The organism is Bacillus sp. 05T22, assembly GCF_056396765.1.
Genome location: NZ_JBFTMC010000013.1, coordinates 1 through 21,890, shown reverse-complemented (window position 1 = coordinate 21,890; position 21,890 = coordinate 1). Strand labels below are relative to the sequence as shown.

General features: G+C 40.2%; 22 protein-coding genes. All 22 read left to right on the top strand.

From position 1 onward, the window contains the following. Positions 1-18: 18 nt before the first annotated feature. On the top strand, positions 19-420 hold the full coding sequence (gene atpC, locus AC1DIT_RS06915) for a F0F1 ATP synthase subunit epsilon (protein WP_016112678.1): 402 nt from the start codon (positions 19-21) through the stop codon (positions 418-420). A gap of 195 nt (positions 421-615) precedes the next feature. Beyond that, the gene (locus AC1DIT_RS06910) at positions 616-1,404 is read left to right on the top strand and encodes a DUF975 family protein (protein WP_016132459.1); all 789 of its coding nucleotides are present in this window, start codon (positions 616-618) and stop codon (positions 1,402-1,404) included. A 393-nt stretch (positions 1,405-1,797) separates the two neighbouring features. Continuing rightward, entirely contained in the window at positions 1,798-2,166 is a 369-nt protein-coding gene (locus tag AC1DIT_RS06905; RefSeq protein WP_003202297.1) for an NADH-quinone oxidoreductase subunit A, read from the top strand. Continuing rightward, positions 2,157-2,675, top strand: coding sequence for an NADH-quinone oxidoreductase subunit NuoB (nuoB, locus tag AC1DIT_RS06900; RefSeq protein WP_016132458.1), 519 nt, complete (start codon positions 2,157-2,159; stop codon positions 2,673-2,675). The genes AC1DIT_RS06905 and nuoB overlap by 10 nt, the downstream gene beginning before the upstream one ends. Further along, complete coding sequence (locus AC1DIT_RS06895; RefSeq protein ID WP_476998117.1) at positions 2,672-3,859, top strand: NADH-quinone oxidoreductase subunit C; 1,188 nt, start codon at positions 2,672-2,674, stop codon at positions 3,857-3,859. The genes nuoB and AC1DIT_RS06895 overlap by 4 nt, the downstream gene beginning before the upstream one ends. A 4-nt stretch (positions 3,860-3,863) precedes the next feature. Then, a complete protein-coding gene (gene nuoD, locus AC1DIT_RS06890; protein ID WP_016112673.1) occupies positions 3,864-4,964 on the top strand; it encodes an NADH-quinone oxidoreductase subunit NuoD in 1,101 nt (366 codons plus the stop codon). Continuing rightward, positions 4,964-5,965 (top strand): NADH-quinone oxidoreductase subunit NuoH, encoded by a 1,002-nt coding sequence (nuoH, locus tag AC1DIT_RS06885; RefSeq protein WP_016112672.1) that lies wholly within the window; start codon positions 4,964-4,966, stop codon positions 5,963-5,965. The genes nuoD and nuoH overlap by 1 nt, the downstream gene beginning before the upstream one ends. 25 nt (positions 5,966-5,990) lie before the next feature. Further along, positions 5,991-6,410: an NADH-quinone oxidoreductase subunit NuoI gene (nuoI, locus tag AC1DIT_RS06880; protein WP_003202066.1), complete on the top strand. Its 420-nt coding sequence runs from the start codon at positions 5,991-5,993 to the stop codon at positions 6,408-6,410. Continuing rightward, on the top strand, positions 6,407-6,931 hold the full coding sequence (locus AC1DIT_RS06875) for an NADH-quinone oxidoreductase subunit J (protein WP_016112671.1): 525 nt from the start codon (positions 6,407-6,409) through the stop codon (positions 6,929-6,931). Before nuoI ends, AC1DIT_RS06875 begins: the two co-directional genes overlap by 4 nt. Continuing rightward, a complete protein-coding gene (gene nuoK / locus AC1DIT_RS06870; RefSeq protein WP_016112670.1) occupies positions 6,924-7,238 on the top strand; it encodes an NADH-quinone oxidoreductase subunit NuoK in 315 nt (104 codons plus the stop codon). Before AC1DIT_RS06875 ends, nuoK begins: the two co-directional genes overlap by 8 nt. Positions 7,239-7,267: 29 nt before the next feature. Further along, positions 7,268-9,130 carry an NADH-quinone oxidoreductase subunit L gene (gene nuoL, locus AC1DIT_RS06865; RefSeq protein WP_016132455.1) on the top strand — a complete coding sequence of 621 codons (1,863 nt, stop codon included), beginning with the start codon at positions 7,268-7,270 and terminating at the stop codon, positions 9,128-9,130. Then, positions 9,127-10,629: an NADH-quinone oxidoreductase subunit M gene (locus AC1DIT_RS06860; RefSeq protein ID WP_016132454.1), complete on the top strand. Its 1,503-nt coding sequence runs from the start codon at positions 9,127-9,129 to the stop codon at positions 10,627-10,629. The genes nuoL and AC1DIT_RS06860 overlap by 4 nt, the downstream gene beginning before the upstream one ends. A 7-nt stretch (positions 10,630-10,636) precedes the next feature. Next, entirely contained in the window at positions 10,637-12,151 is a 1,515-nt protein-coding gene (nuoN, locus tag AC1DIT_RS06855; protein ID WP_016132453.1) for an NADH-quinone oxidoreductase subunit NuoN, read from the top strand. Between the two features lie 262 nt (positions 12,152-12,413). After that, positions 12,414-12,650 carry a DUF1146 family protein gene (locus AC1DIT_RS06850; protein ID WP_003202077.1) on the top strand — a complete coding sequence of 79 codons (237 nt, stop codon included), beginning with the start codon at positions 12,414-12,416 and terminating at the stop codon, positions 12,648-12,650. 52 nt (positions 12,651-12,702) lie between these two features. Next, positions 12,703-13,410, top strand: coding sequence for a YwmB family TATA-box binding protein (locus tag AC1DIT_RS06845; protein ID WP_016112666.1), 708 nt, complete (start codon positions 12,703-12,705; stop codon positions 13,408-13,410). Positions 13,411-13,445: 35 nt separating this feature from the next. Continuing rightward, on the top strand, positions 13,446-14,750 hold the full coding sequence (murA, locus tag AC1DIT_RS06840; RefSeq protein WP_016112665.1) for a UDP-N-acetylglucosamine 1-carboxyvinyltransferase: 1,305 nt from the start codon (positions 13,446-13,448) through the stop codon (positions 14,748-14,750). Positions 14,751-14,998: 248 nt separating this feature from the next. Further along, complete coding sequence (gene spoIID / locus AC1DIT_RS06835) at positions 14,999-16,012, top strand: stage II sporulation protein D (protein WP_006096642.1); 1,014 nt, start codon at positions 14,999-15,001, stop codon at positions 16,010-16,012. A gap of 241 nt (positions 16,013-16,253) precedes the next feature. Then, positions 16,254-17,870, top strand: a complete 1,617-nt coding sequence (locus AC1DIT_RS06830; protein WP_016112663.1) for a long-chain fatty acid--CoA ligase — start codon at positions 16,254-16,256, stop codon at positions 17,868-17,870. 169 nt (positions 17,871-18,039) lie between these two features. Continuing rightward, positions 18,040-19,047, top strand: a complete 1,008-nt coding sequence (locus AC1DIT_RS06825; RefSeq protein WP_016132452.1) for a LytTR family transcriptional regulator DNA-binding domain-containing protein — start codon at positions 18,040-18,042, stop codon at positions 19,045-19,047. Positions 19,048-19,236: 189 nt separating this feature from the next. Continuing rightward, positions 19,237-20,079: an ABC transporter ATP-binding protein gene (locus AC1DIT_RS06820; protein ID WP_016132451.1), complete on the top strand. Its 843-nt coding sequence runs from the start codon at positions 19,237-19,239 to the stop codon at positions 20,077-20,079. Beyond that, positions 20,079-20,786 (top strand): ABC transporter permease, encoded by a 708-nt coding sequence (locus AC1DIT_RS06815; protein WP_016132450.1) that lies wholly within the window; start codon positions 20,079-20,081, stop codon positions 20,784-20,786. The genes AC1DIT_RS06820 and AC1DIT_RS06815 overlap by 1 nt, the downstream gene beginning before the upstream one ends. Positions 20,787-20,948: 162 nt before the next feature. After that, on the top strand, positions 20,949-21,890 hold a 942-nt coding region (locus AC1DIT_RS06810; protein ID WP_476998115.1), incomplete at its 3' end, for a peptidoglycan DD-metalloendopeptidase family protein.

Below are 21,890 nucleotides of genomic sequence, written 5' to 3'. Positions count from 1 at the left end.
CCTTAGGAGGGACGAATTATGAAGACATTTCCAGTCAGTATTGTAACTCCTGATGGACCGGTTTACGAAAAAGAAGTAGAAATGGTAAGTGTAAAAGCAGAGAGCGGGGAAATGGGGATCTTACCAGGTCACATTCCAACTGTTGCACCGCTGAAAATTAGTGCGATTCGTTTGAAGAATGGCGGTCACACTGATTATATAGCAGTAAGCGGTGGCTTTATCGAAGTTCGTCCAGATAAAGTAACAGTATTAGCACCATCTGCTGAAGAAGCAAACCATATCGATATTCATCGTGCAAACGAATCGAAGCGCCGTGCTGAGCAACGTATGCAAGATAAACAAGTACATGTTGACTTCAAGCGTGCAGAACTGGCGCTGCAGCGTGCAGTAAACCGTTTGAACGTTTCCGATATGAAATAAGAAAATCCGTAAAGGTTCATTCCTTTACGGATTTTTTTGTTTTATAACTTATGGGTAACAACACTTTCTTTTTTTAGACATTGTTGATTCGTTGTATAATTATATAACGAAAAAATATTTCCAAAAATGGTATAATTATTCTGATTCTATCTAGGAAAAAGCTTTACAAGTTTGATTAGAAAAGGAGATGAGAAAGTGATTAGTGAAATGAAACGAGAAGCTTTACAATCATTAAGGGGAAAATGGGGGCTTGGCGTAGGTTCAACACTCTTATATGTTATTTTAAGTTATATTATATCAACAGTTGCAACTCTTATTGTCATTATTCCTTTTGTTCTTTTATTTATGTCACTTGGTAGTTCTATCGATTTATTTGAAGTGGAAACGGCGACAATCGGTTTTATTGTTACTTTCGTTATTTTGTATGGGCTTATAATGGTTATGAATCTTGGAACATATGGTATTACAGCGTATGGTTACACGAATGTGTTTTTAAATATTAGCAGGAGAAAAGGTGCTACAATAGATGCTTTATTTGAAGGTTTTCGTGGTTTTAGAAGAATGATGAATGCTGCAAAGGCGATGCTTTTAATCTTTTTATATTCTGGAATATGGATTCCCTTCGTGCTAATGATTATTGTTGGTTTGTTAGGAGATGAGACAGGGGGTGCTGGGGAAGGGTCAGCAATCGCATTTTTTGTTTTATTACTTGTTTCATTTATTGTCATTATTATTGCGTACTTTTCATATACGATGACTTATTATGTTATGATAGACAATCCGGAATATGGTGTTTTACAAGTGATGAAAGAAAGTAAAAAAATAATGAAAGGACATAAAATGGATTTATTCCTTTTATGGCTTAGTTTCATTGGTTGGGGAATATTAGCGATGATTCCTTTCGGGTTTGGGTTGCTTTGGCTCTGTCCATATATTAGTACAACGACTGCTCATTTTTATCAGTATGTATCAGAGAAAGCATAGCATCTTTATTTAGGAATTGGTTTTCTATGGTTAGCTCCATATTTTTACACGACATTTGCTGCGTTTTATAAGGAAATTTCAAAGAAATATTATAAAAAAGAAGATACTACTTTTTAAAAAACCGACTAGCATGAAATTAATCATTCATGCTAGTTTTTTTATGAGAATGAAATTAGTTACAATTGCTGTACACCAAGTAACATAGGGGGGAAGTCATCCTCTAGTTACTTGGTTTTTCTTTTTCCCAATATATCGACATAGGAATTTGAAGTTTGTTATAATGAGAATAATAGTCTCATTATTTAGAAAAATTTAAAAATAATAAATAATGCAGGTTAGACATATTGTTTACTAAGTGAACTTGTTCTTAATTTAGGGGGGGAGGGTTTCAGGGTGGCGAATGTATATGAAAATAGTTATATGATTGTTGGGATCTTTTTACTATTGGGCATATTACTACCGGTGGTGGCCCTTACATTAGGCAAGCTGCTGCGCCCACATAAACCAAGTGCAGCAAAGGCAACGACGTACGAAAGCGGAATTGAACCCTATCATGATGCAAATGTTCGTTTTCATGCTCGTTATTATATTTTTGCATTATTGTTTGTCATTTTTGATGTGGAAACTGTATTTTTATATCCGTGGGCTGTCGCATATGACAAGCTTGGTTTGTTCGCGCTTATTGAAATGTTGATCTTTGTCATTATGTTGCTCATTGGTTTGGCCTATGCTTGGAAAAAGAAGGTGTTACAATGGTTATAAATTTTGAAGATTTACATCCAGGGGAACGAGCGGAATTAGAGAGAAATGTCTTTTTTACAACACTTGAACAGATAAAAGGATGGGCGCGTAGTAATTCTTTATGGCCGATGACATTTGGACTTGCATGCTGCGCGATTGAAATGATGGGAGTTGGCTCATCGCATTATGATCTAGACCGGTTTGGGTCATTTTTCCGGACATCGCCGAGGCAATCAGATGTCATGATTGTTTCAGGAACAGTAACAAAGAAAATGGCCCCAATTGTGCGTCGCTTATACGATCAAATGCCAGAACCGAAATGGGTTATTGCAATGGGTTCTTGTGCAACAGCTGGTGGCCCGTATGTGAACTCGTATGCTGTTGTGAAAGGGGTAGACCAAATCGTACCGGTAGATGTGTACATTCCAGGATGTCCCCCGAACCCAGCTGCTTTAATTTATGGGATTAATAAATTAAAAGAGAAGATTCGTTACGAAGCAAAGACTGGAAAGCAGGTGACGAATAGATGAGCGATCCGAATAAAGAGATAGAGGACATGAAAAAAGAGGCGGCAAGACATGCGAAAGAAGAAGCGCGGAAACGGCTTGCTGCAAGGCATGAGGCGGAAATGTCTAAGGATGAGGTACAAGGAGAAGAAAAAGAGAAAGCGCTACCAAAAGATGCGGAGATAAATATAGAGGAAGCAAAACGACTTGCCGCGGCAGCAGCAAAAGCAAAGGCGGCAGCGTTAGCGAAGCAGAAAGAAACAGAAGGCAAAGCGATATCGGAAGAGGAAAGGGCAAAAGCGGCAGCGCTAGCAAAGCAGAAAGGAGCAGAAGGCGAAGCGATATCGGAAGAGGAAAAAGCAAAAGCGGCAGCGTTAGCAAAACAGAAAGCGACAGAAGGCGGAGCGATATCGGAAGAGGAAAAAGCAAAAGCGAAGGCGAAAGCCGCGGCAGCAGCAAAGGCAAAAGCGGCAGCGTTAGCAAAACAGAAAGCGACAGAAGGCGGAGCGATATCGGAAGAGGAAAAAGCAAAAGCGAAGGCGAAAGCCGCGGCGGCAGCAAAGGCAAAAGCGGCAGCGCTAGCAAAGCAGAAAGGAGCAAAAGGCGGAGCGCCATCTAACGATGAAAAGGCAAAGGCAATTGCAGTGGCGAAAGCAAAGGCAGCAGCTGCTGCCAAGGCAAAAGGTGCTGCGGGTAAGAAGGAAGAAGAGCCGAAGCAGGAAGAACCATCACCGAATCAGCCATATTTAGATGCTTATGTAAAGATTATTAAGGAGAAGACAGGCGAACATTCATTAGTAGACTACTATATTAATAAACTTTCAAAAGATGTACCAACGCTTGTTGTTGAGCTGAAGAATTACTATGAAGTGATGGAATTATTAAAGTGTCATGAAGGACTTGCCTTTGATTATATGTCGGAGTTACATGCGACGGATTTCGTTACACATATGGAAGTGTATGTCCATTTGTTTTCATATGGAAAGCGTCAATCTGTAGCAGTGAAGGTGAAGGTAGATAGGGGGGCGCCGCGGGTAGCATCGATTGCGCCGCTATGGCACGGGGCGAACTGGCCAGAGCGAGAAGCGTATGATTTGCTTGGTGTTATCTTTGAAGGTCATCCCAATTTAACGCGTATTTTAATGCCGGATGATTGGGCGGGTTATCCGCTTCGAAAAGATTATGAGCCTTTGGATGTGGAGGTGTAGCAGTATGATCCGTACAGAAGAAATGCTTTTAAATGTAGGACCGCAGCACCCAAGTACGCACGGTGTATTTAGGCTTGTTATTAAAATTGATGGGGAAATTATTAAGGAGGCTACACCTGTCATTGGGTATTTACACCGTGGAACAGAGAAAATCGCAGAGAGCTTGCAGTATACACAAATTATTCCTTATACAGATCGAATGGACTATTTATCAGCGATGACGAATAACTATGTGATTTGTCACGCTGTTGAGACAATGATGGGCCTTGAAATTCCAGAGCGTGCAGAATATTTGCGAGTACTTGCAATGGAGCTTGGCCGCGTTGCGAGTCACCTCGTTTGGTGGGGAACAAACCTTCTTGATATTGGAGCGGTTAGTCCGTTTCTATATGCATTCCGGGAGAGGGAGATGATTATTAATCTCTTAAATGAACTCTGTGGTGCGCGGCTAACGTTTAATTACATGCGAGTGGGCGGTGTAAAATGGGATGCTCCAGATGGCTGGACCCGAAAGGTTCGCGAGTTTGTTCCATATATGAGGGAGCAATTGAAAGGCTATCACGACCTTGTGAGCGGAAACGAAATTTTCTTGAATCGTGTGAAGGGCGTTGGAATATATAGTGCGGAAGATGCGCTTTCTTATTCGCTTAGCGGGGCAAATTTACGCTGCACAGGTGTGAAGTGGGATCTTCGCAAGGATGAACCGTACTCTATTTATGATCGCTTTGATTTTGATATTCCGGTAGGAAACGTTGGGGATGCTTGGGATCGTTACGTTTGTCGGATGGAGGAGATTGAGGAGTCTCTCAAAATTATTGAGCAGGCAGCTGAGCAATTCCCATCAGAAGGGCCAGTGTTGGCGAAAGTGCCGAAAATTATTAAGGCACCAAAGGGCGAGGCATTTGTCCGGATCGAGTCACCGCGCGGAGAAATTGGCTGTTATATTGCTAGTGAAGGAAAGAAAGAGCCGTATCGCTTAAAGTTCCGCAGGCCCTCTTTCTACAACCTTCAAATTTTACCGAAGCTTTTGAAGGGCGAAAATATCGCGAACTTAATTACGATTTTAGGTGGCGTTGATATTGTGCTTGGGGAGGTTGATGGGTGATGATAGAGCGCCTCTTAGAGTCATCGGCAAGCTGGACAAATTTTTTCATCTTTTTTGGGTTAGCGGTGCTTCTTTTATTTGCTGTCCTTGGATTTGTTACATATGGGATTTTAGCAGAGCGAAAAGTGATGGGATTTATGCAAGGGCGGATTGGTCCGAACCAGGTCGGCGGCAGATTCGGTTTACTGCAAACAGTTGCTGACGTTTTAAAGCTTTTATTAAAAGAAGATAGCATTCCGAAAGCCGCAGATAAGCCGCTGTTTATATTGGCACCTGTTATTGCATTTGCACCAGCTTTTATGGTGCTTGCAGTCATTCCATTTACGGATAAATTTCAGTTTGCAGATATTGGAGTCGGGCTTCTTTACTATATCGCTGTATCAGGGATTACAACGATTGGTGTTGTGACCGGGGGATGGGCATCAAACAATAAATATTCACTTTTAGGCGGGATGCGTGCGGCGGCGCAAATGATTTCCTATGAAATTCCGCTTGTAATGAGCGTCATTGGTGTTGTCTTATTAGCTGGCAGTCTTAATTTAAATGAAATTGTAGCGGCGCAGGAGAAGGTTTGGTACATTTTCGCACAGCCAATCGGTTTTGTAATTTTCTTAATCGCAGCGGTTGCAGAGTTGAACCGGACGCCGTTTGACTTACCAGAGGCGGAATCGGAACTTGTTTCTGGATATCATACAGAGTATTCGGGGTTTCGCTGGGCATTCTTTATGCTTTCTGAATATGTATACTTCTTTGGAATGGCTTCGCTCATTACGGTGCTCTTCCTAGGAGGATGGAATCCAATTATGTTCCTTGGTTTTATTCCTGGAGCTGTATGGTTTGCCTTAAAGTTTAGCGCGGTGGTCTTTCTCTTAATTTGGTTCCGCGTTACGTTTCCACGTATCAGGGGCGATCAATTAATGGAGTTTGGCTGGAAGGTATTATTGCCAATCGCACTTGCGAACATTTTCTTAACGGCATTGATTAAGGAGTTGTTCTTCTAATCCATGAGGGGGGTGCCACTAAGATATGAAAGGACTATTTAAAGGATTAAAGTATACGCTTAGCAATTTAAGTAAGAAAAAAGTAACGTACGATTATCCCAATCAACCATTGCCACTACCAGATCGCTTTCGAGGGATTCAAAAATTTTATCCAGAAAAGTGTATTGTTTGTAACCAATGTGCCAACATCTGCCCAACTGACTGTATTCAACTAACAGGGAAGAAGCATCCGGATCCGGCGAAAAAAGGAAAAATCATTGATACGTACGATATTAACTTTGAAATTTGTATTCTGTGCGATTTATGTACAGAGGTTTGTCCAACAGAGGCAATCGTTATGACAAACAATTTTGAGCTAGCGGAGTATACGCGTGATGATTTGTTTAAAAATTTGCAGTGGCTAGATGAAAATGATGAGAACGTCAGAAAGGAGAATAAAGCATGAACGGCGAGTTGATAGCGTTTTTTTTACTATCCTTAACGGCGATTATCGGTGGTATTCTTATGCTGAACTTAACGAAAGTCATGCATATGATGCTCGCCCTTGTGTTTACGTTTCTTAGCATTGCGGGATTGTATTTTCTATTATCGGCAGAGTTTGTTGGAGTAGCGCAAATTTTAATTTATTCCGGGGCGATTACGATTATTATGATTTTCGGCATTATGTTAACGAAACATGACGCTGAAAATGAATCTAGTTTTAGTTTTCGTAAATGGCTCATCTTCTTCGCAGTAGTAGTGTTTGGCGGGGTGATGTATTTCGCTGTTAATAATATAGATTTTACAAATCGAAGTGTACAAGGAAGTGTACCACTTCATGAACAAAACACACTTCAAATTGGCACACTCTTATATTCGAAATATGTCATTCCATTTGAATTAACGTCGGTTATTTTACTTGTTGCACTTGTTGGGGCAATTGTACTTGCGAAGAAGGATGAGAAAGAGGGGGATTCCAATGAGTAGTGTTCCAGCTTCCGCCTACTTAGCTCTTGCCATTATTCTGTTTTGCATCGGTTTATTCGGGGCTTTAACAAAGCGGAATACGGTCATTGTTTTAGTTTGTATTGAACTGATGTTAAATGCGGCGAATTTAAACCTAGTCGCCTTTAGTAAATTAGGTTTTTTTCCGAACTTAACAGGACAAATCTTTTCACTGTTTACGATGTCTGTTGCCGCAGCTGAGGCAGCAGTTGGACTTGCAATATTAATTGCGTTATATCGTAAACATGCAACAGTTAACGTAGATGAAATGGATTCGCTTAAGGGTTAGCATTGTGACCGAAAAGGGGGAAGGAAACAATGATCGATTATGCATGGCTCATACCGCTTTTCCCACTTACCTCGTTTTTTTTGCTCGTTATGTTTGGGGGAAAATTGAGAGAAGGAAGCAGCTTACTTGGTATCTTTCTCACATTTCTTTCCTTTGTGGGTGCGGCGACTGTATTAATAGAACGGTTTTCATCAGAAACAGTAAAGCATCAGTGGTTATGGCTCCGAATTGGTGATGTGGATCTTTCGTTTGGTTTTGAGATTAACGCATTAAATGCTTTGATGCTTTTTATTGTGACACTCGTTAGCTTCCTTGTACATGTGTATTCAAAAGGGTATATACATGGTGATGAGAGGTTGCCCGTATTTTATGCGTATTTAGGGCTCTTTACATTTGCGATGCTCGGGCTTGTTATCTCGACGAATTTACTACAGCTTTATATATTTTGGGAATTAGTTGGACTTGGCTCGTTTTTACTAATTGGTTTCTATTTCTTTAAAGAGGAAGCGAAGGCTGCTGCGAAAAAAGCATTTATTATGACGCGTATTGGGGATGTAGGCTTATTTATCGGGATGATTTTACTCTTCTGGCAGGCTGGTAGCTTTGAATATGAAGTAATCTTTAAAGCGATGAAAATGGGAGACATATCACCTACTATGATAACGCTCACGGCAATCTTGATCTTTATTGGTGCCATGGGGAAATCAGGTCAGTTTCCGCTTCATACGTGGCTACCGGATGCGATGGAAGGGCCAACGCCTGTATCTGCACTCATTCACGCGGCAACGATGGTTGCAGCAGGTGTGTACTTAGTGGCAACGATGTTTCCGCTATTCTCTGCAAGTCCTGCAGCGATGCAAACAGTCGCGGTCGTTGGCGCCTTTACTGCAATCTTTGCTGCGTCCATTGGCCTCGTACAAACGGATATAAAAAGAGTCCTCGCATATTCAACAGTGAGCCAGCTCGGCTATATGATGCTCGCGCTTGGCTCGGCAGGATACGTTGCTGGAGTCTTTCATTTAACGACACATGCTTTCTTTAAAGCATTGCTTTTCTTAGCGGCAGGAAGCGTCATTCATGCGGTGCATACGCAAAACATTAATGAAATGGGCGGATTGCAGAAGAAAATGAAAGTGACGGGGCTACTCTTCTTAATCGGCACGCTAGCAATTAGTGGTGTCCCGCTCTTCTCAGGTTTTTTTAGTAAGGATGAAATTTTGGCGGCGACGTGGATGCACGGCAATTATGTTTTGTTTGTCCTTGCGGTTCTCGCAGCATTTTTAACGGCGTTTTACATGTTCCGGTTATACTTTCTCGTTTTTACAGGAGAGGCGAAGAAAGAAGAGGGTGTGCATGAATCTCCGCGCGTCATGACATTTCCGATGATTGTCCTTGGTATTCTTGCAGTTTTGGCAGGGTATATCAATACGCCTTGGTTTGGCACGTTTCTTGGGGACTGGCTTACAAAGAATGTCCCGTTCCAAGTAGAGCAAAGTCATGTTCCGGTGTGGATTATGATTGTTGCGACATTCGTTTCGTTCGCGGGCATTCTCGCGGCATATCTCATCTATGGGAAACGATCCATTTCTAGAGATCGGGATGGCGGAAAAGAAACAGTTCTATATAGCCTCCTTAAGGAAAAATATTATGTAGATGAAATGTATAGTGTGACTGTGCTCCCGCTCGTAAAAGGAATCGCTTATGTGCTTCACTTATGTGAGGTCTATATTGTGGAAGGAATCGCCCAGTTAATCAGAGGTATTGTGAGAGGAGCAAGCATTGTTGGTTCTAAACTTCAAAACGGAAACGTACAAGTATACGGAACCGCAGTGGCTGTTTCCGTGGCGACATTAGTTGTCATTCTGTTATATACGGGGGGGTATTGGCAATGAATGCATTATTATTATCATTCTTCATTTTCTCCCCGCTTCTAGGGATTCTCTTACTTATGTTAACACCGAAAACGGAAGTGCGTGCAGTGCGAGGTCTCGGTTTGTTCGGAACAATTCTTCCGCTTGGCATCGCGATTGTTCTGGCTAGTACATATGCTTCCGGAAAGAGCTTAACGATGTTTGCTGAAAAGGTGAAATGGATTCAATTCGGACATTTTCCGGGCGTAGATGAAAAGTTGTTTTCTATTTACTATGAGCTTGGTATCGATGGCTTTTCGCTTGTGATGATGATACTCACGGCGCTTTTAGCAACACTTGCGGCGATTACTGCCTTTTCCATTCAAAAAAATATAAAAGGTTTTTACATGCTTTTATTAACACTTGAAATTGGGATGCTGGGTGTCTTTGCAGCAGAAAATTTACTTCTATTCTTTGTCTTCTTTGAAATTACATTACCACCGATGTTTTTGCTTATTGGAAAGTGGGGGAAATTGAACAGTGAAAAAGCTGCCTATAGTTATTTGATTTATAACGGAATTGGATCGGCGATTCTACTCATTGTGTTTTCTATCCTCTTTGCAAAAACGGGTACAACAAATATTACAGAGTTAAAAGATATTTTGACTGGGGCGGACACGGCGCTCCTAGGCGATATTTCAAATGCATTGCAGCTCAACTTATTCATTGCTCTTATGATTGCCTTTGCCATTAAGCTGCCGGTATTTCCTTTGCATCGCTGGATGGTGAATGTGCATGTCGAGGCCCATCCTGCTGCGGTGATGCTCCATGCGGGTGTTCTGCTCAAGATTGGAGCATACGGCATCGTTCGCTTTGGGAAGGGGCTATTCCCGGAGCAGTTTCAAGACTTCGCGATGCTACTGGCGATTTTAGGGGTAATCAACTTGCTATACGGTGCTTTTCTAGCGATCATTCAAACAGATTTTCGAAAGGTACTCGCTTATTCCAGTATTTCGCATATGGGAATCGTTTTAATGGGACTTGGGGCACTGAATGCAGTCGGTATGAAGGGAGCACTATTTCAAGTCGTATCTCACGGTTTAATTGCAGCGCTACTATTTTGCTTGCTCGGCATGATTGAGGGGCGTTTTGGCACGTCTGACATTACGAAGCTTGGTGGCCTCGCAAAACAAGTTCCTGTGTTAAGTGGTTTCTTATTAGCAGGAAGCATGGCTTCGCTTGGCCTTCCGGGCATGTCTGGGTTTGTTAGTGAGTTTCTTGCATTCCTCGGGCTATTTCAAGGGAAGCCAATGCTCGCGGCGATCGGTGCGCTTGGCATCATTTTAACAGCGGTATATGTACTAAGGGCTACGCTTCAAGTGACATTTGGAAAGAAGGAATTAGCAGCGAGGCCGGATGTCCGCGGCTGGGAATACGTTCCGATTGTACTCTTGCTCACTTGTATTCTTGCAATTGGTGTTATGCCAGAACTTTTAGGAACGCCGCTGCAATACACAGTGAAAATATTGGGGGTGAGGTAGGATGGATATGAATACATTACTTAGCTTATCTTGGCATTTAATGGTACCGGAGTTCATCATTCTTGGAGCGGCCATCCTTCTCTCGCTTCTTGACTTATTTCTAAAGTTTGATCGTAAGTATTTAGGGCTTGGGGCGATTGGAGCGGCAGTGCTATCGCTAATCGCATTAATTACATTGTATGGTGAACCGGCTGGAGACATTTTAAGTGGTTCGTTTGTACTAGATGGATTTTCAAAAGGGTTTAAAACGTTACTATTAATTGCAGCCATCCTCGTTTTATGTATGGCGATGAGCGATGATAAAAAAGAGCCGATTCAAGATAAAGGGGAATACTATTATTTATTTTTAATGGCAGTTCTCGGGGCGATGTTTATGGCGTCTAGCGTCGACTTTATTACGCTCTTTATTGGCCTAGAATTGTTATCACTGTCTTCGTACATTTTAGTTGGGATTCGAAAGACAAATCGTGCTTCGAATGAAGCGGCGATGAAATATGTTATTAATGGCGGAATTGGGACGGCTATTACGCTCTTTGGAATGAGTTACTTATACGGCATTACGGGGGCTACTAATATTATTGGTATGCAGGAAGTTCTCATGCAAGGTGTGGATGGCAGCATTGGGCTTTTGTTATCGCTTGCTTTCTTGCTTCTGTTTGTTGGGCTGTCCTTTAAAATTGCGACGGTGCCGTTTCATATGTGGGCACCAGACGTATATGAAGGGGCCGTGACACCTGTTACAACTTTCCTCGGGACAATTTCTAAAATCGCCGGCTTTATTATGATGATAAGATTGTTCCTTATGGTATTCGGTGCTATACCTGTTCATGGAAGTGAGCAAACAGTATTTGCTAATATGAGCGTATATATTGCCGTGCTCGCTATTATTACAATGATCATTGGTAACGTCGTGGCACTCAAGCAATACAGCGTAAAGCGTCTATTCGCCTATTCTGGCATAGCGCACGCTGGATATTTACTCGTTCCGCTTGTAGCGTTATCACCATTTACAATGGATAGTATGTGGTTTTATATGTTGGCATACGTGTTAATGAATATAGGAGCTTTTGCAGTCATCCATGGATTAATCTTACAAAGTGGAAAGGAAAATTTAACAATTTTCTCTGGTTTATACAAACGCTCTCCGTTTGCCTCTGCAGCGATGACCATTTTCATTCTGTCTTTGGCAGGAATTCCAGGAACAGCTGGTTTTATCGGAAAGGTTAATATTTTCTTAAGTGCCTTCACTGCTAGTCCAGCCCATTACGTGCTGGCATCAGTCATGATGGGCACAACGGTTATCTCGTTTGTATATTATTTCCGTATTTTGCAGCAAATGTTCTTTCGAAAGAGTGATGAAGAAGAGCCGGTACACTTACCGATCAATTTGAAAGTCGTCATTAGTTTTTGTGCAATTGCAACTGTATTACTCGGGATTCTGCCGGCAATTGGCTACAATTTCTTTTATGAATATTTTCCATTGATGAAAGATTTCTTCTTCACAGGGAACGTGGTACAATAGTGAAAACAAAAAGTGTAGAGTCATCGCTCTACGCTTTTTATTGTGGAGCAATGAGAGGGGTAAAGTGAAACTTTCGTTAGCGTGAGACCTTATCCTTCACGAATGTGATGCTCGAACAAAGTGAACTCTAATAGGTAGTGCCCCTTCTTTCGGAGGGATACTTTATACTGCCTGTTTGGGCGGGAAAAAGTGTGGTTTCCATTTATATAGGATTGTTTTTTATCCTAGGTGATGGTAAGCCAAACAAAAGGAGTCGATTTTTTTGGCGCAACTTTTAGGGCAACAAGCACTGATTGCGATTGTTTCGCATTTATTGTTTATTACCATTACGTGGTGGGCCTTACAAGGTATCCATATCGAACGCCTGATGAAATCTGGAAAGGTATTGCAGACGAGGATTTTACTCATTCTTGTTACGATTGCCATTGGGACATCTGTCAGCAACTTTTTTCTTGATTATTTAGGGTATTCGAAGAGTTTAACGTATTTAGTCAAGTAAGTGTATAGAACCTCATATCTCCGTTAACAATGGGGATAGGAGGGGATGAAACTTGAAAAGCTTAAAAACAATTCTTATTGTTGTCGTAAGTATTGTCGTATTCTTGGTCGGGTATAAAGAGATAAAGCCCGTAAGTGACGAAGAGAAAATGGGGAGTATGATCGCAGCTCTTGAAAAAAATGGAGCAGAGGTAGAGCGGTGGTCATGGTTAGCACGGGAAACCAAAACCATTTCTAATATACATACGTTTCAAAAATTGTTAAATGAAGTGAAAGAAAAAGCGAATATTCAAAAATGGGAATTGGAAACATCTCATGATGGATATAAAGCAACAGCATACAAAAAATTTTCTTCTTATGAAGAACGAATAGTAGTAACTTGGAGTAAGGAAAATACTAAAGAAAACACTTTCATTATCTTTGAAGTAAGCGGGTCAAAATGGGACCCTGGAAACATTCGGGAAATGGATAAAATTTTTAGTACAAAACCTACAATTTACACTTGTGTTCAAGGTGTACTGAATGATAAGATTGAAGGTGTTTTGCAAAATAAAACCAATCAGGTTTTGAAAGATCTTTCAGCAAGAGCGATCGAGAAGATAGAAGAAAGAGCATTTGTGTCAGTCTCCGCATATAATAAAAAGTGGAATGACGCTCTTTCAACAAATAGAGAGAAAATCAATGTGCAAATAGCAATACGTTCTACAGACAACAAAGATACAATTGTGGTTGGCACACCGATCATAACTTCTGAGTATTGAATAGATATTGAAAAAAGGACACGGAGGGGAATAAATTGGAAAAAATCATCGTCCGTGGCGGAAAGCGGTTGAATGGCACAGTGCGTGTTGAGGGCGCAAAAAATGCTGTATTACCTATAATCGCTGCAGCCCTATTAGCAAGTGACGGAAAGAATGTACTATCTGAAGTACCAGTTTTGTCTGATGTATACACAATTAATGAGGTATTACGTCATTTAAATGCTGAAGTTGTATTTGAAAATAACCAAGTAACAATTGATGCTTCAAAGGAGTTAAATATTGAAGCACCATTTGAATATGTACGTAAAATGCGTGCGTCCGTTCAAGTAATGGGGCCACTATTAGCACGTAATGGTCGTGCTCGTATTGCACTTCCTGGTGGATGTGCAATTGGTTCACGTCCAATTGACCAACATTTAAAAGGCTTCGAAGCAATGGGAGCGAAAGTAAAAGTTGGTAATGGCTTTGTTGAAGCTTATGTAGATGGACAATTACAAGGCGCGAAAATTTACTTAGACTTCCCAAGTGTAGGTGCAACAGAAAACATTATGTCTGCTGCTACATTAGCAAAAGGGACAACAGTACTTGAAAACGCAGCAAAAGAACCAGAAATCGTTGACTTAGCTAACTTCTTAAATGCAATGGGAGCAAAAGTACGCGGAGCTGGAACTGGAACGATTCGTATCGAAGGCGTTGATAAATTATATGGTGCACACCATTCTATTATTCCTGACCGTATTGAAGCAGGAACGTTTATGGTTGCAGCAGCAATTACTGGTGGAGACATCTTAATTGAAAATGCTGTACCAGAACATTTACGTTCTATCACAGCGAAAATGGAAGAAATGGGTGTTAAGGTTATTGAGGAAAACGAAGGCGTACGTGTTATCGGCCCAAGTAAATTAAAAGCCGTTGATATTAAAACAATGCCTCATCCAGGTTTCCCAACAGACATGCAATCGCAAATGATGGCATTGTTATTACATGCGGATGGAACAAGCATGATTACAGAAACGGTATTTGAAAACCGCTTCATGCATGTGGAAGAATTCCGTCGTATGAATGCAGACATCAAAATTGAAGGTCGTTCTGTTATTATGAATGGACCTAACAACTTACAAGGTGCAGAAGTAGGAGCAACTGACTTACGTGCTGCAGCGGCATTAATTCTAGCTGGTTTAGTATCAGATGGTTACACACGTGTAACAGAATTAAAACACCTTGATCGTGGATATGTAAACTTCCATGAGAAACTAGCTGCATTAGGTGCAACAATTGAACGTGTAAATGAAAAAGTAGAAGAAGTGACGAAGCAACAAGTTTCTGACCTTCACGCTTAAGTTTGAGTAGTCTCTATGTCTTTTTGACATAGAGGCTATTTTTATTGGGCTATTATTGTTATAGTCAAAAAATTCCTTTTTTATGCCTATCCACCTGAAAAATTTAGAAAATTCTTTCCTTTGAGATTGCATCTTGTCATATCAGTACTTTATATTTTCCCTTTGCAGAAGTTCCTCCCGATATGTTCTAAAAGCTCGCCACGTTCCATAAGAATGAAATGAGTCTAATTTCATAGCGGGGGAAAAAGATGAAAATTTCAAAGCCACTTTTCATTACAATGGCGCTCTTAGTGGCGCTCGTCATTATTGTACCGACCGTACTTGTTATTCCGTTTACGAAAGCGAAAGTAAGTCAGCCGCCCGAACATCCTCCAGCCATGCAAAGTGTGCCAGCTCCTAAAAAGGTAAATACTGCTGTCCAAGTTACTGTGTATCGTAATGCACAAAAGAAGGTAGAAACGATGCCGATGGAAGAGTATGTTACAGGTGTAGTAGCTTCCGAGATGAATGCTAGCTTTGAAATGGAGGCATTAAAAGCACAGGCATTGGCAGCGAGAACATTTATTGTACAGCGTATGCTAGGCGGAAGTAAGAAAAACAATGCGGATGTGACAGATACGGTTAATGATCAAGTGTACAACAGTAAAGAAGAGCTAAAGAAGACATGGGGCAAAGATTATGAGAAAAATTTGAAGAAGATTGAAGAAGCTGTGTCTAAAACAGCCGGACAAGTTTTAACTTATGATGGTAGTCCCATTACGGCCTCCTTCTTCTCAACAAGTAACGGTTATACAGAAAATGCTGCAGACTACTGGGGGAGTGACTTACCATATTTAAAAAGCGTAGACAGTCCATGGGATCAAGCTTCTCCAAAATTTGCGAGTGAGCAAACTTTTACTGTAGATGATTTTCAAAAGCGTCTTGGCGTAAAGGTGCTTGCAAATGGAAAAGTCGGTAATATTAAAGACCGTACAGAAGGAAAACGGGTGAAGGATGTAGAGTTTCAAGGAAAGGTATTAACAGGGAAAGAAGTACGAACAAAACTTGGATTACGCTCCTCTGACTTTACATGGAAACAACAAGGAAAGAGCATTGTCGTCACAACGAAAGGTTTCGGCCATGGCGTGGGCATGAGCCAGTATGGTGCCAATGGAATGGCGAAAGAAGGAAAAGGATATACGGATATCGTTGCTCATTACTATAAAGGTATCGAAATTAAAACGCTAAACGAGTATGAAGGAAAGTTAATGGCGAAGAACTGATGCTTAAGGGTTACTGACAGTTGGGTGCTGCTCGTTTGAAAATATATCGGCGCTTTTTGGAATATATCGACCGTTCGACAAAACTTAGTGATTATTTGACAACAAAGGAGCTCATCCCAATGAGCTCCTTTTGTCATTATTTGTAGAAAACGAAAGAAATGTTAACGGCTTTTGTCTCGTTTTGTTGTGTTATAATACAGTTGTATGTGTATATATAAAATAATAACAGGGGGCATGAAATATGATGATGGATGTACCACTTCTTATTCCAGCAATGATGGAACGGGCGGAGAAATATTTTGCAAAAAAGGAAGTTGTTTCGCGCACTGCATCGCGTATTCAAACATTAACATACGGAGAGATTGCGAAGCGGACAAGACGGCTTGCTAGTGTACTAAATAAAATGGGGATTGATAGAGGAGACAAAGTTGGAACAATCGCTTGGAACCATCACCGCCATTTGGAAGCATATTTTGCAATTCCAGGAATTGGGGCGGTGTTACATACGATTAACTTACGGCTCTCCGCAGAGCATATTTCTTATATCATTAACCACGCCGAAGATAAAATCATTCTCGTTGATGAAGATATGGTTCCTGTATTAGAAAGTATTCAACACGAAATTCCTCATGTGAAAGCATTTATTATTATGACAGATGATCACGAATTACCTCACACAACACTATCACCAGCATATCATTACGAAAAACTACTCGAAGAAGGCGACGAAACATTCCCATTCATAACAGATTTAGATGAAAAAGAACCTGCGGGTATGTGTTACACTTCCGCAACGACAGGAAAACCGAAAGGCGTTGTGTACACGCACCGTAGTATTGCGCTCCACAGTTATACGCTCGGCCTTGTAGACGGCGGGAATCTATCAGAAGTAGACACTTGTATGCCTGTCGTTCCAATGTTCCATGTAAACGCATGGGGGCTTCCTTTTGCTGGTACATGGTTCGGCACAAAGCTCGTCTTACCAGGACCACACTTTACACCGGAAATTTTAGCGCAGCTTATTGAACGCGAGAAGGTGACAATTACTGCTGGTGTACCAACAATTTGGATTGGGTTACTGCAAGAGCTTGAAAAGTATCCGTATGATATTAGTAGTATTCGTACGATATGGTCAGGTGGATCAGCAGCGCCAGGAAGTATGATCCGCACATATGAGGAGAAATATGGAATTGCTTTTAGGCAAATATATGGAATGACAGAAACAAGCCCAGCTGTTGTAATTAACTGTCCAAAGTCATATCAGCGCGATTTACCGAAAGAAGAATATTATGAGTTACGCTCCCGCCAAGGTTACTTATTCCCAGGGCTTGAAATGAAGGTTATTGGTCAAGACGGGGAGATCAAATGGGATGGTGAAGAAATGGGAGAACTTTGCCTGCGCGGACCGTGGATTGCGGGTAGTTATTATAACGATGAACGTACAGCAGATTCCATGAAGGATGGCTGGTTACATACAGGAGATATTGTAACTGTTGATCCGGAAGGGTTTATGAAAATTGCTGACCGTACGAAAGATTTAATTAAAAGCGGCGGTGAATGGATTTCCTCCGTTGATTTAGAGAACGCTTTAATGGCACATGACAAAGTACTAGAGGCATCTGTCGTTGCCGTGCCGCATGAAAAATGGCAAGAACGCCCTGTGGCCTGCGTTGTCTTAAAAGAAGGACAAACAGTAGAACAAGAAGAGCTCTATGCATTACTAGAAGACCAGTTCCCAAAATGGTGGATGCCAGATGACATCTTATTTGTCGAGGAAATCCCAAAAACATCCGTCGGGAAATTTTTGAAAAGGGCGCTTCGTGATCAGCTGAAGAGTTATTTGGTGAAGCAGAAGTAATAGTTGTATGCTGCTCTTTTGAAGATATATCGACCATTCGATAAAATACATGATACAAATTAATCAAAAAGGAGCTGATTTAGCTCCTTTTTATTTTCGGAATAAATATCATAATTTTCCATTAACCGTTTGGTATAATAAGATAAAAAACTTACCTGGAGGAGAAAACATGGCGTTATTGGAGCTAAAACAATTGGGTAAGACGAACCAGTTGCAGGCGATTCAGCTTGAAATTGAAAAAGGGCAATGTGTTGTGCTGCAATGTAACAATCATACGGCGAAGGTTTTGCACCGCATTATAATTGGTGAAGAAGAGGCATCAACAGGAAGCGTTTTATTTGATGGGGAGCCGATTCGAAAGCAACTCTACTCACGCATTGGTTTTTGTTTTTTAAAAGATGAAGCGTATGATCGTTTGAAAGTGAAAGAATATTTCGCTTTTTTATTTGGATTGTATGGCTCGAATATTAGCATAAAGGAAGTTGTTCAGTATGTTGGTTTGCTCGATAAGATGAACGTCAAAATAGAGAAACTATCATTTTCTGAAAAACGTCGTCTTCATATTGGCCGGGTCATGATTCATAATCCGGATTTAATTATTTTCGAAGAGCCAGAACAAAATGTAGATATAGAAAGTACAATTATCATTCGAAAAGCGATTATGAAGATGAAAGAACAAGGGAAGGCCATCTTTATTACATCATCCTTTTTGTCGGATGCACTATCTTTAACGGAAGATGTGTATATACTTCATCAAGATGGTGTTAAAAAAGTGGAAATTGAACAGGAAGAAGACGAAGAGATAGATTCAGAAAACGTCGTTCAAATGATTCCGCAAATGAAGCTCGAGAGAATTCCTGCAAAAGTAAATGATAAAATCATTTTGCTTGATCCGATGGAGATTCACTTTATTGAAACGCAAAATGGAACGACGCATATTCATGTTTGTGAGGGGGACTTTGTTTGTGCGTTAACATTAAGTGAATTAGAAGAGAGATTAAAAGGTTTCGGGTTCTTTAGGTGTCATCGTTCTTACCTTGTTAACTTGCAGCGTGTACGAGAAGTGATTACTTGGACTCGTAATAGCTTTAGCTTAATTTTAGATGATGAACGAAAAAGCTCCATTCCACTTTCGAAAGGAAGAATGGATGAATTAAAGGGCGTGATTGGACTATAAAAACGCTCCAGTGAGACAAAAATAGGATTCATTCACCGGTAAAAATACTCCTTTTACCGGTATTTTACTGCACGGCCTCTTTGTTTTTCATATGATTGAATCAAGAAAAGCGAATACAACAAGCGGAGGCGACAAACGAGTCGCTAAAGCCAATTTTATCTATAAAAGAAAAACAAAGGGGATGACAAAATGACATTGGCAATTGAAATGAAGGATGTAATGAAAACCTTTAATGAAAAAACAGCACTTCGTAATGTAAGTATTGAAGTAAAGCAAGGAGAAATCTTCGGGTTTCTAGGACCAAGTGGATCAGGGAAAACAACAACAGTGAAAATTTTAACTTCCCAATTGCTTCACAGTGTTGGAAAAGTGAAAGTACTAGGAAAAGATATTACAGGTCCAAACAGCATCGATTACAAACGAATTGGTATTTTAACAGATAACAGCGGTTTATATGAAAGACTTAGCATTTATGATAATTTACTATTATTTTGCGACTTATACGATTGTAAAAAAGAACGAATTGATGAAGTGCTCACGCAAGTAAATCTAATAGAAGATAAAAAAACACCTGTCAAAAAATTATCAAAAGGGATGAAACAACGTGTGACACTGGCACGAGCAATTCTGCATAAACCGGATATTCTCTTCTTAGATGAACCAACATCAGCACTTGATCCAGTCAACGTCCAAAACATTCATAACATCTTAAAGGACCTAAATAGAGAAGGAACAACGATTTTCTTAACGACGCACAATATGGATGAAGCAGAAACGCTTTGTGACCGCATTGCCTTCTTATGTGGCGGGGAAATTGTAGCGCTTGATACACCAGAGAACTTAAGGCTTAAATATGCGAAAGACAAAATTGAAGTTGTTTTAAAAGATAAGAAAAAAGAAACCGTACAAAAAGATGAATTAGGAGCAAAACGTATTTCAGAATGGATGAAAAAAGGAGAACTTTTATCAATTCATTCTTATGAGCCAACTTTAGGGGATATCTTTATTGAAGTAACTGGGAGGGGATTATAATGACATTTTCAATGAGACGTTTATCAGCTATTCTTCGGAAAGAGGTACAAGATTTGAAGAATAATGCACAAATATTACTGTTGGCTCTTTTGCCAATTGGGTTGGCATTTTTCTATAAGCAACTGGGAAGTGGGAAGGAAATGATGGGGGGAATTGTTGTTGTCATGGTAATGAGCATGATCGTAACAATTGCACAAGCGACCTTAATCGCAGAAGAAAAAGAAAAACATACACTACGTGTACTGATGCTCTCTCCGGCATCTCCAATTGAAGTTATCGTTGGTAAATCGTTACCGATCATTATTTTAAGTATTGTGTTAAACTTCGTTAGTTTGTTTTTACTAAATGTTTTACAGGGGAGTATCTTATTATTGTCAGTAATTATTGTGATCGGAACGTTGTTATTCATTATTTTAGGAACTCTCGTCGGCCTTTTAGCAAAAAGTTTAGTGCAAGTTTCTGTGATTACAACACCAATTTCTATGATTTTATTAATGGGACCAATTTTAAGTGAAGTCATAAAGAATGAGATGATAAAAAAGGTAGTATCTTATTTACCAACAAATCATATTTTTGAAGCGATTGTGAGTGTAGTGAATGGGAAAGGTTTTTCAGTAATTCAGACAAATTTATTAAATATCTCCATCTGGTTAGTTATAACTGTAATTGTTTGCATGTTCGTTTACAAAAAGAAACAACTAGACTAAAAAACTGAGCCAATTCGCTTGGTTTTTTCTTTTTTCTATCATTTCCTCGGAAATTTCATGATTCCTATACATATTCTTACAGATTTTGTCGAAAAGTAATTAGTTATAGGTTGTATAGGATGAATGAATATTGTTCAAAATGATTGCTGAGGTGATGATAGAATGCGAGGAAGGAATAATAAAAAGTCGCAAAAGGTAGTTCATTTATTTCAAAAACGGTGGGTATTTCCGGCAATCTATATTGCATGTGCAGCGGTAATCTTGACGGTTGCTCTATGGTTCCAGGCAGCTAATCCAAAGAAAGCGCCTAATAAAGAGCAAAGTGCGCCGTATGGTCAAACGGAAAATCCAGCAGTACCAGCAACAAAGTCTTCAGAAGTTGTGAAAATGCCAGCTGCAAAGAATGTAGATGTTGTTGTGAAGAAGAAGTTTTATGAAGATGGAGCAGCAGAAGAGGAGCAAGAACAAGCACTTGTCTTTTATAACAACACATATTCTCCTAATAAAGGAATCGATGTTGCTGCGAAAAATGGAAAAGAATTCGATGTTACAGCTGCTTTAAGCGGTACAGTAACAAAAGCTGAAAAAGATTCGCTTCTCGGTTATGTTGTAACAGTGGATAACGGAAATGGTCTTGCAACATCTTATCAAAGCTTAGGCAGTGTAAAAGTAGAAAAGGGTGCAAAAGTTGCACAAGGTGAAGTATTAGGAAAATCCGGTCTAAGTGCAATGAATAAGGAAGCAGGCTCTCATGTACACTTTGAAGTTCGTAAAGATAATGTAGCTGTCAATCCAGAGCGTTACCTTAACAAACTTGCGACAGATGTAAAAGCAGAAGCAGGAGCAGCAAAAGAAACAAATGGTTCAGCTGATGAAAAAGGTAAAAAAGAAGAGAAATCAACAAGCGGTTCAGCTGATGAAAAAGGTAAAAAAGAAGAGAAATCAACAAATGGCACAGCTGACGAAAAAGGTAAAAAAGAAGAGAAATCAACAAGCGGTTCAGCTGACGAAAAAGGTAAAAAAGAAGAGAAATCAACAAGCGGTTCAGCTGACGAAAAAGGTAAAAAAGAAGAGAAATCAACAAGCGGTTCAGCTGATGAAAAA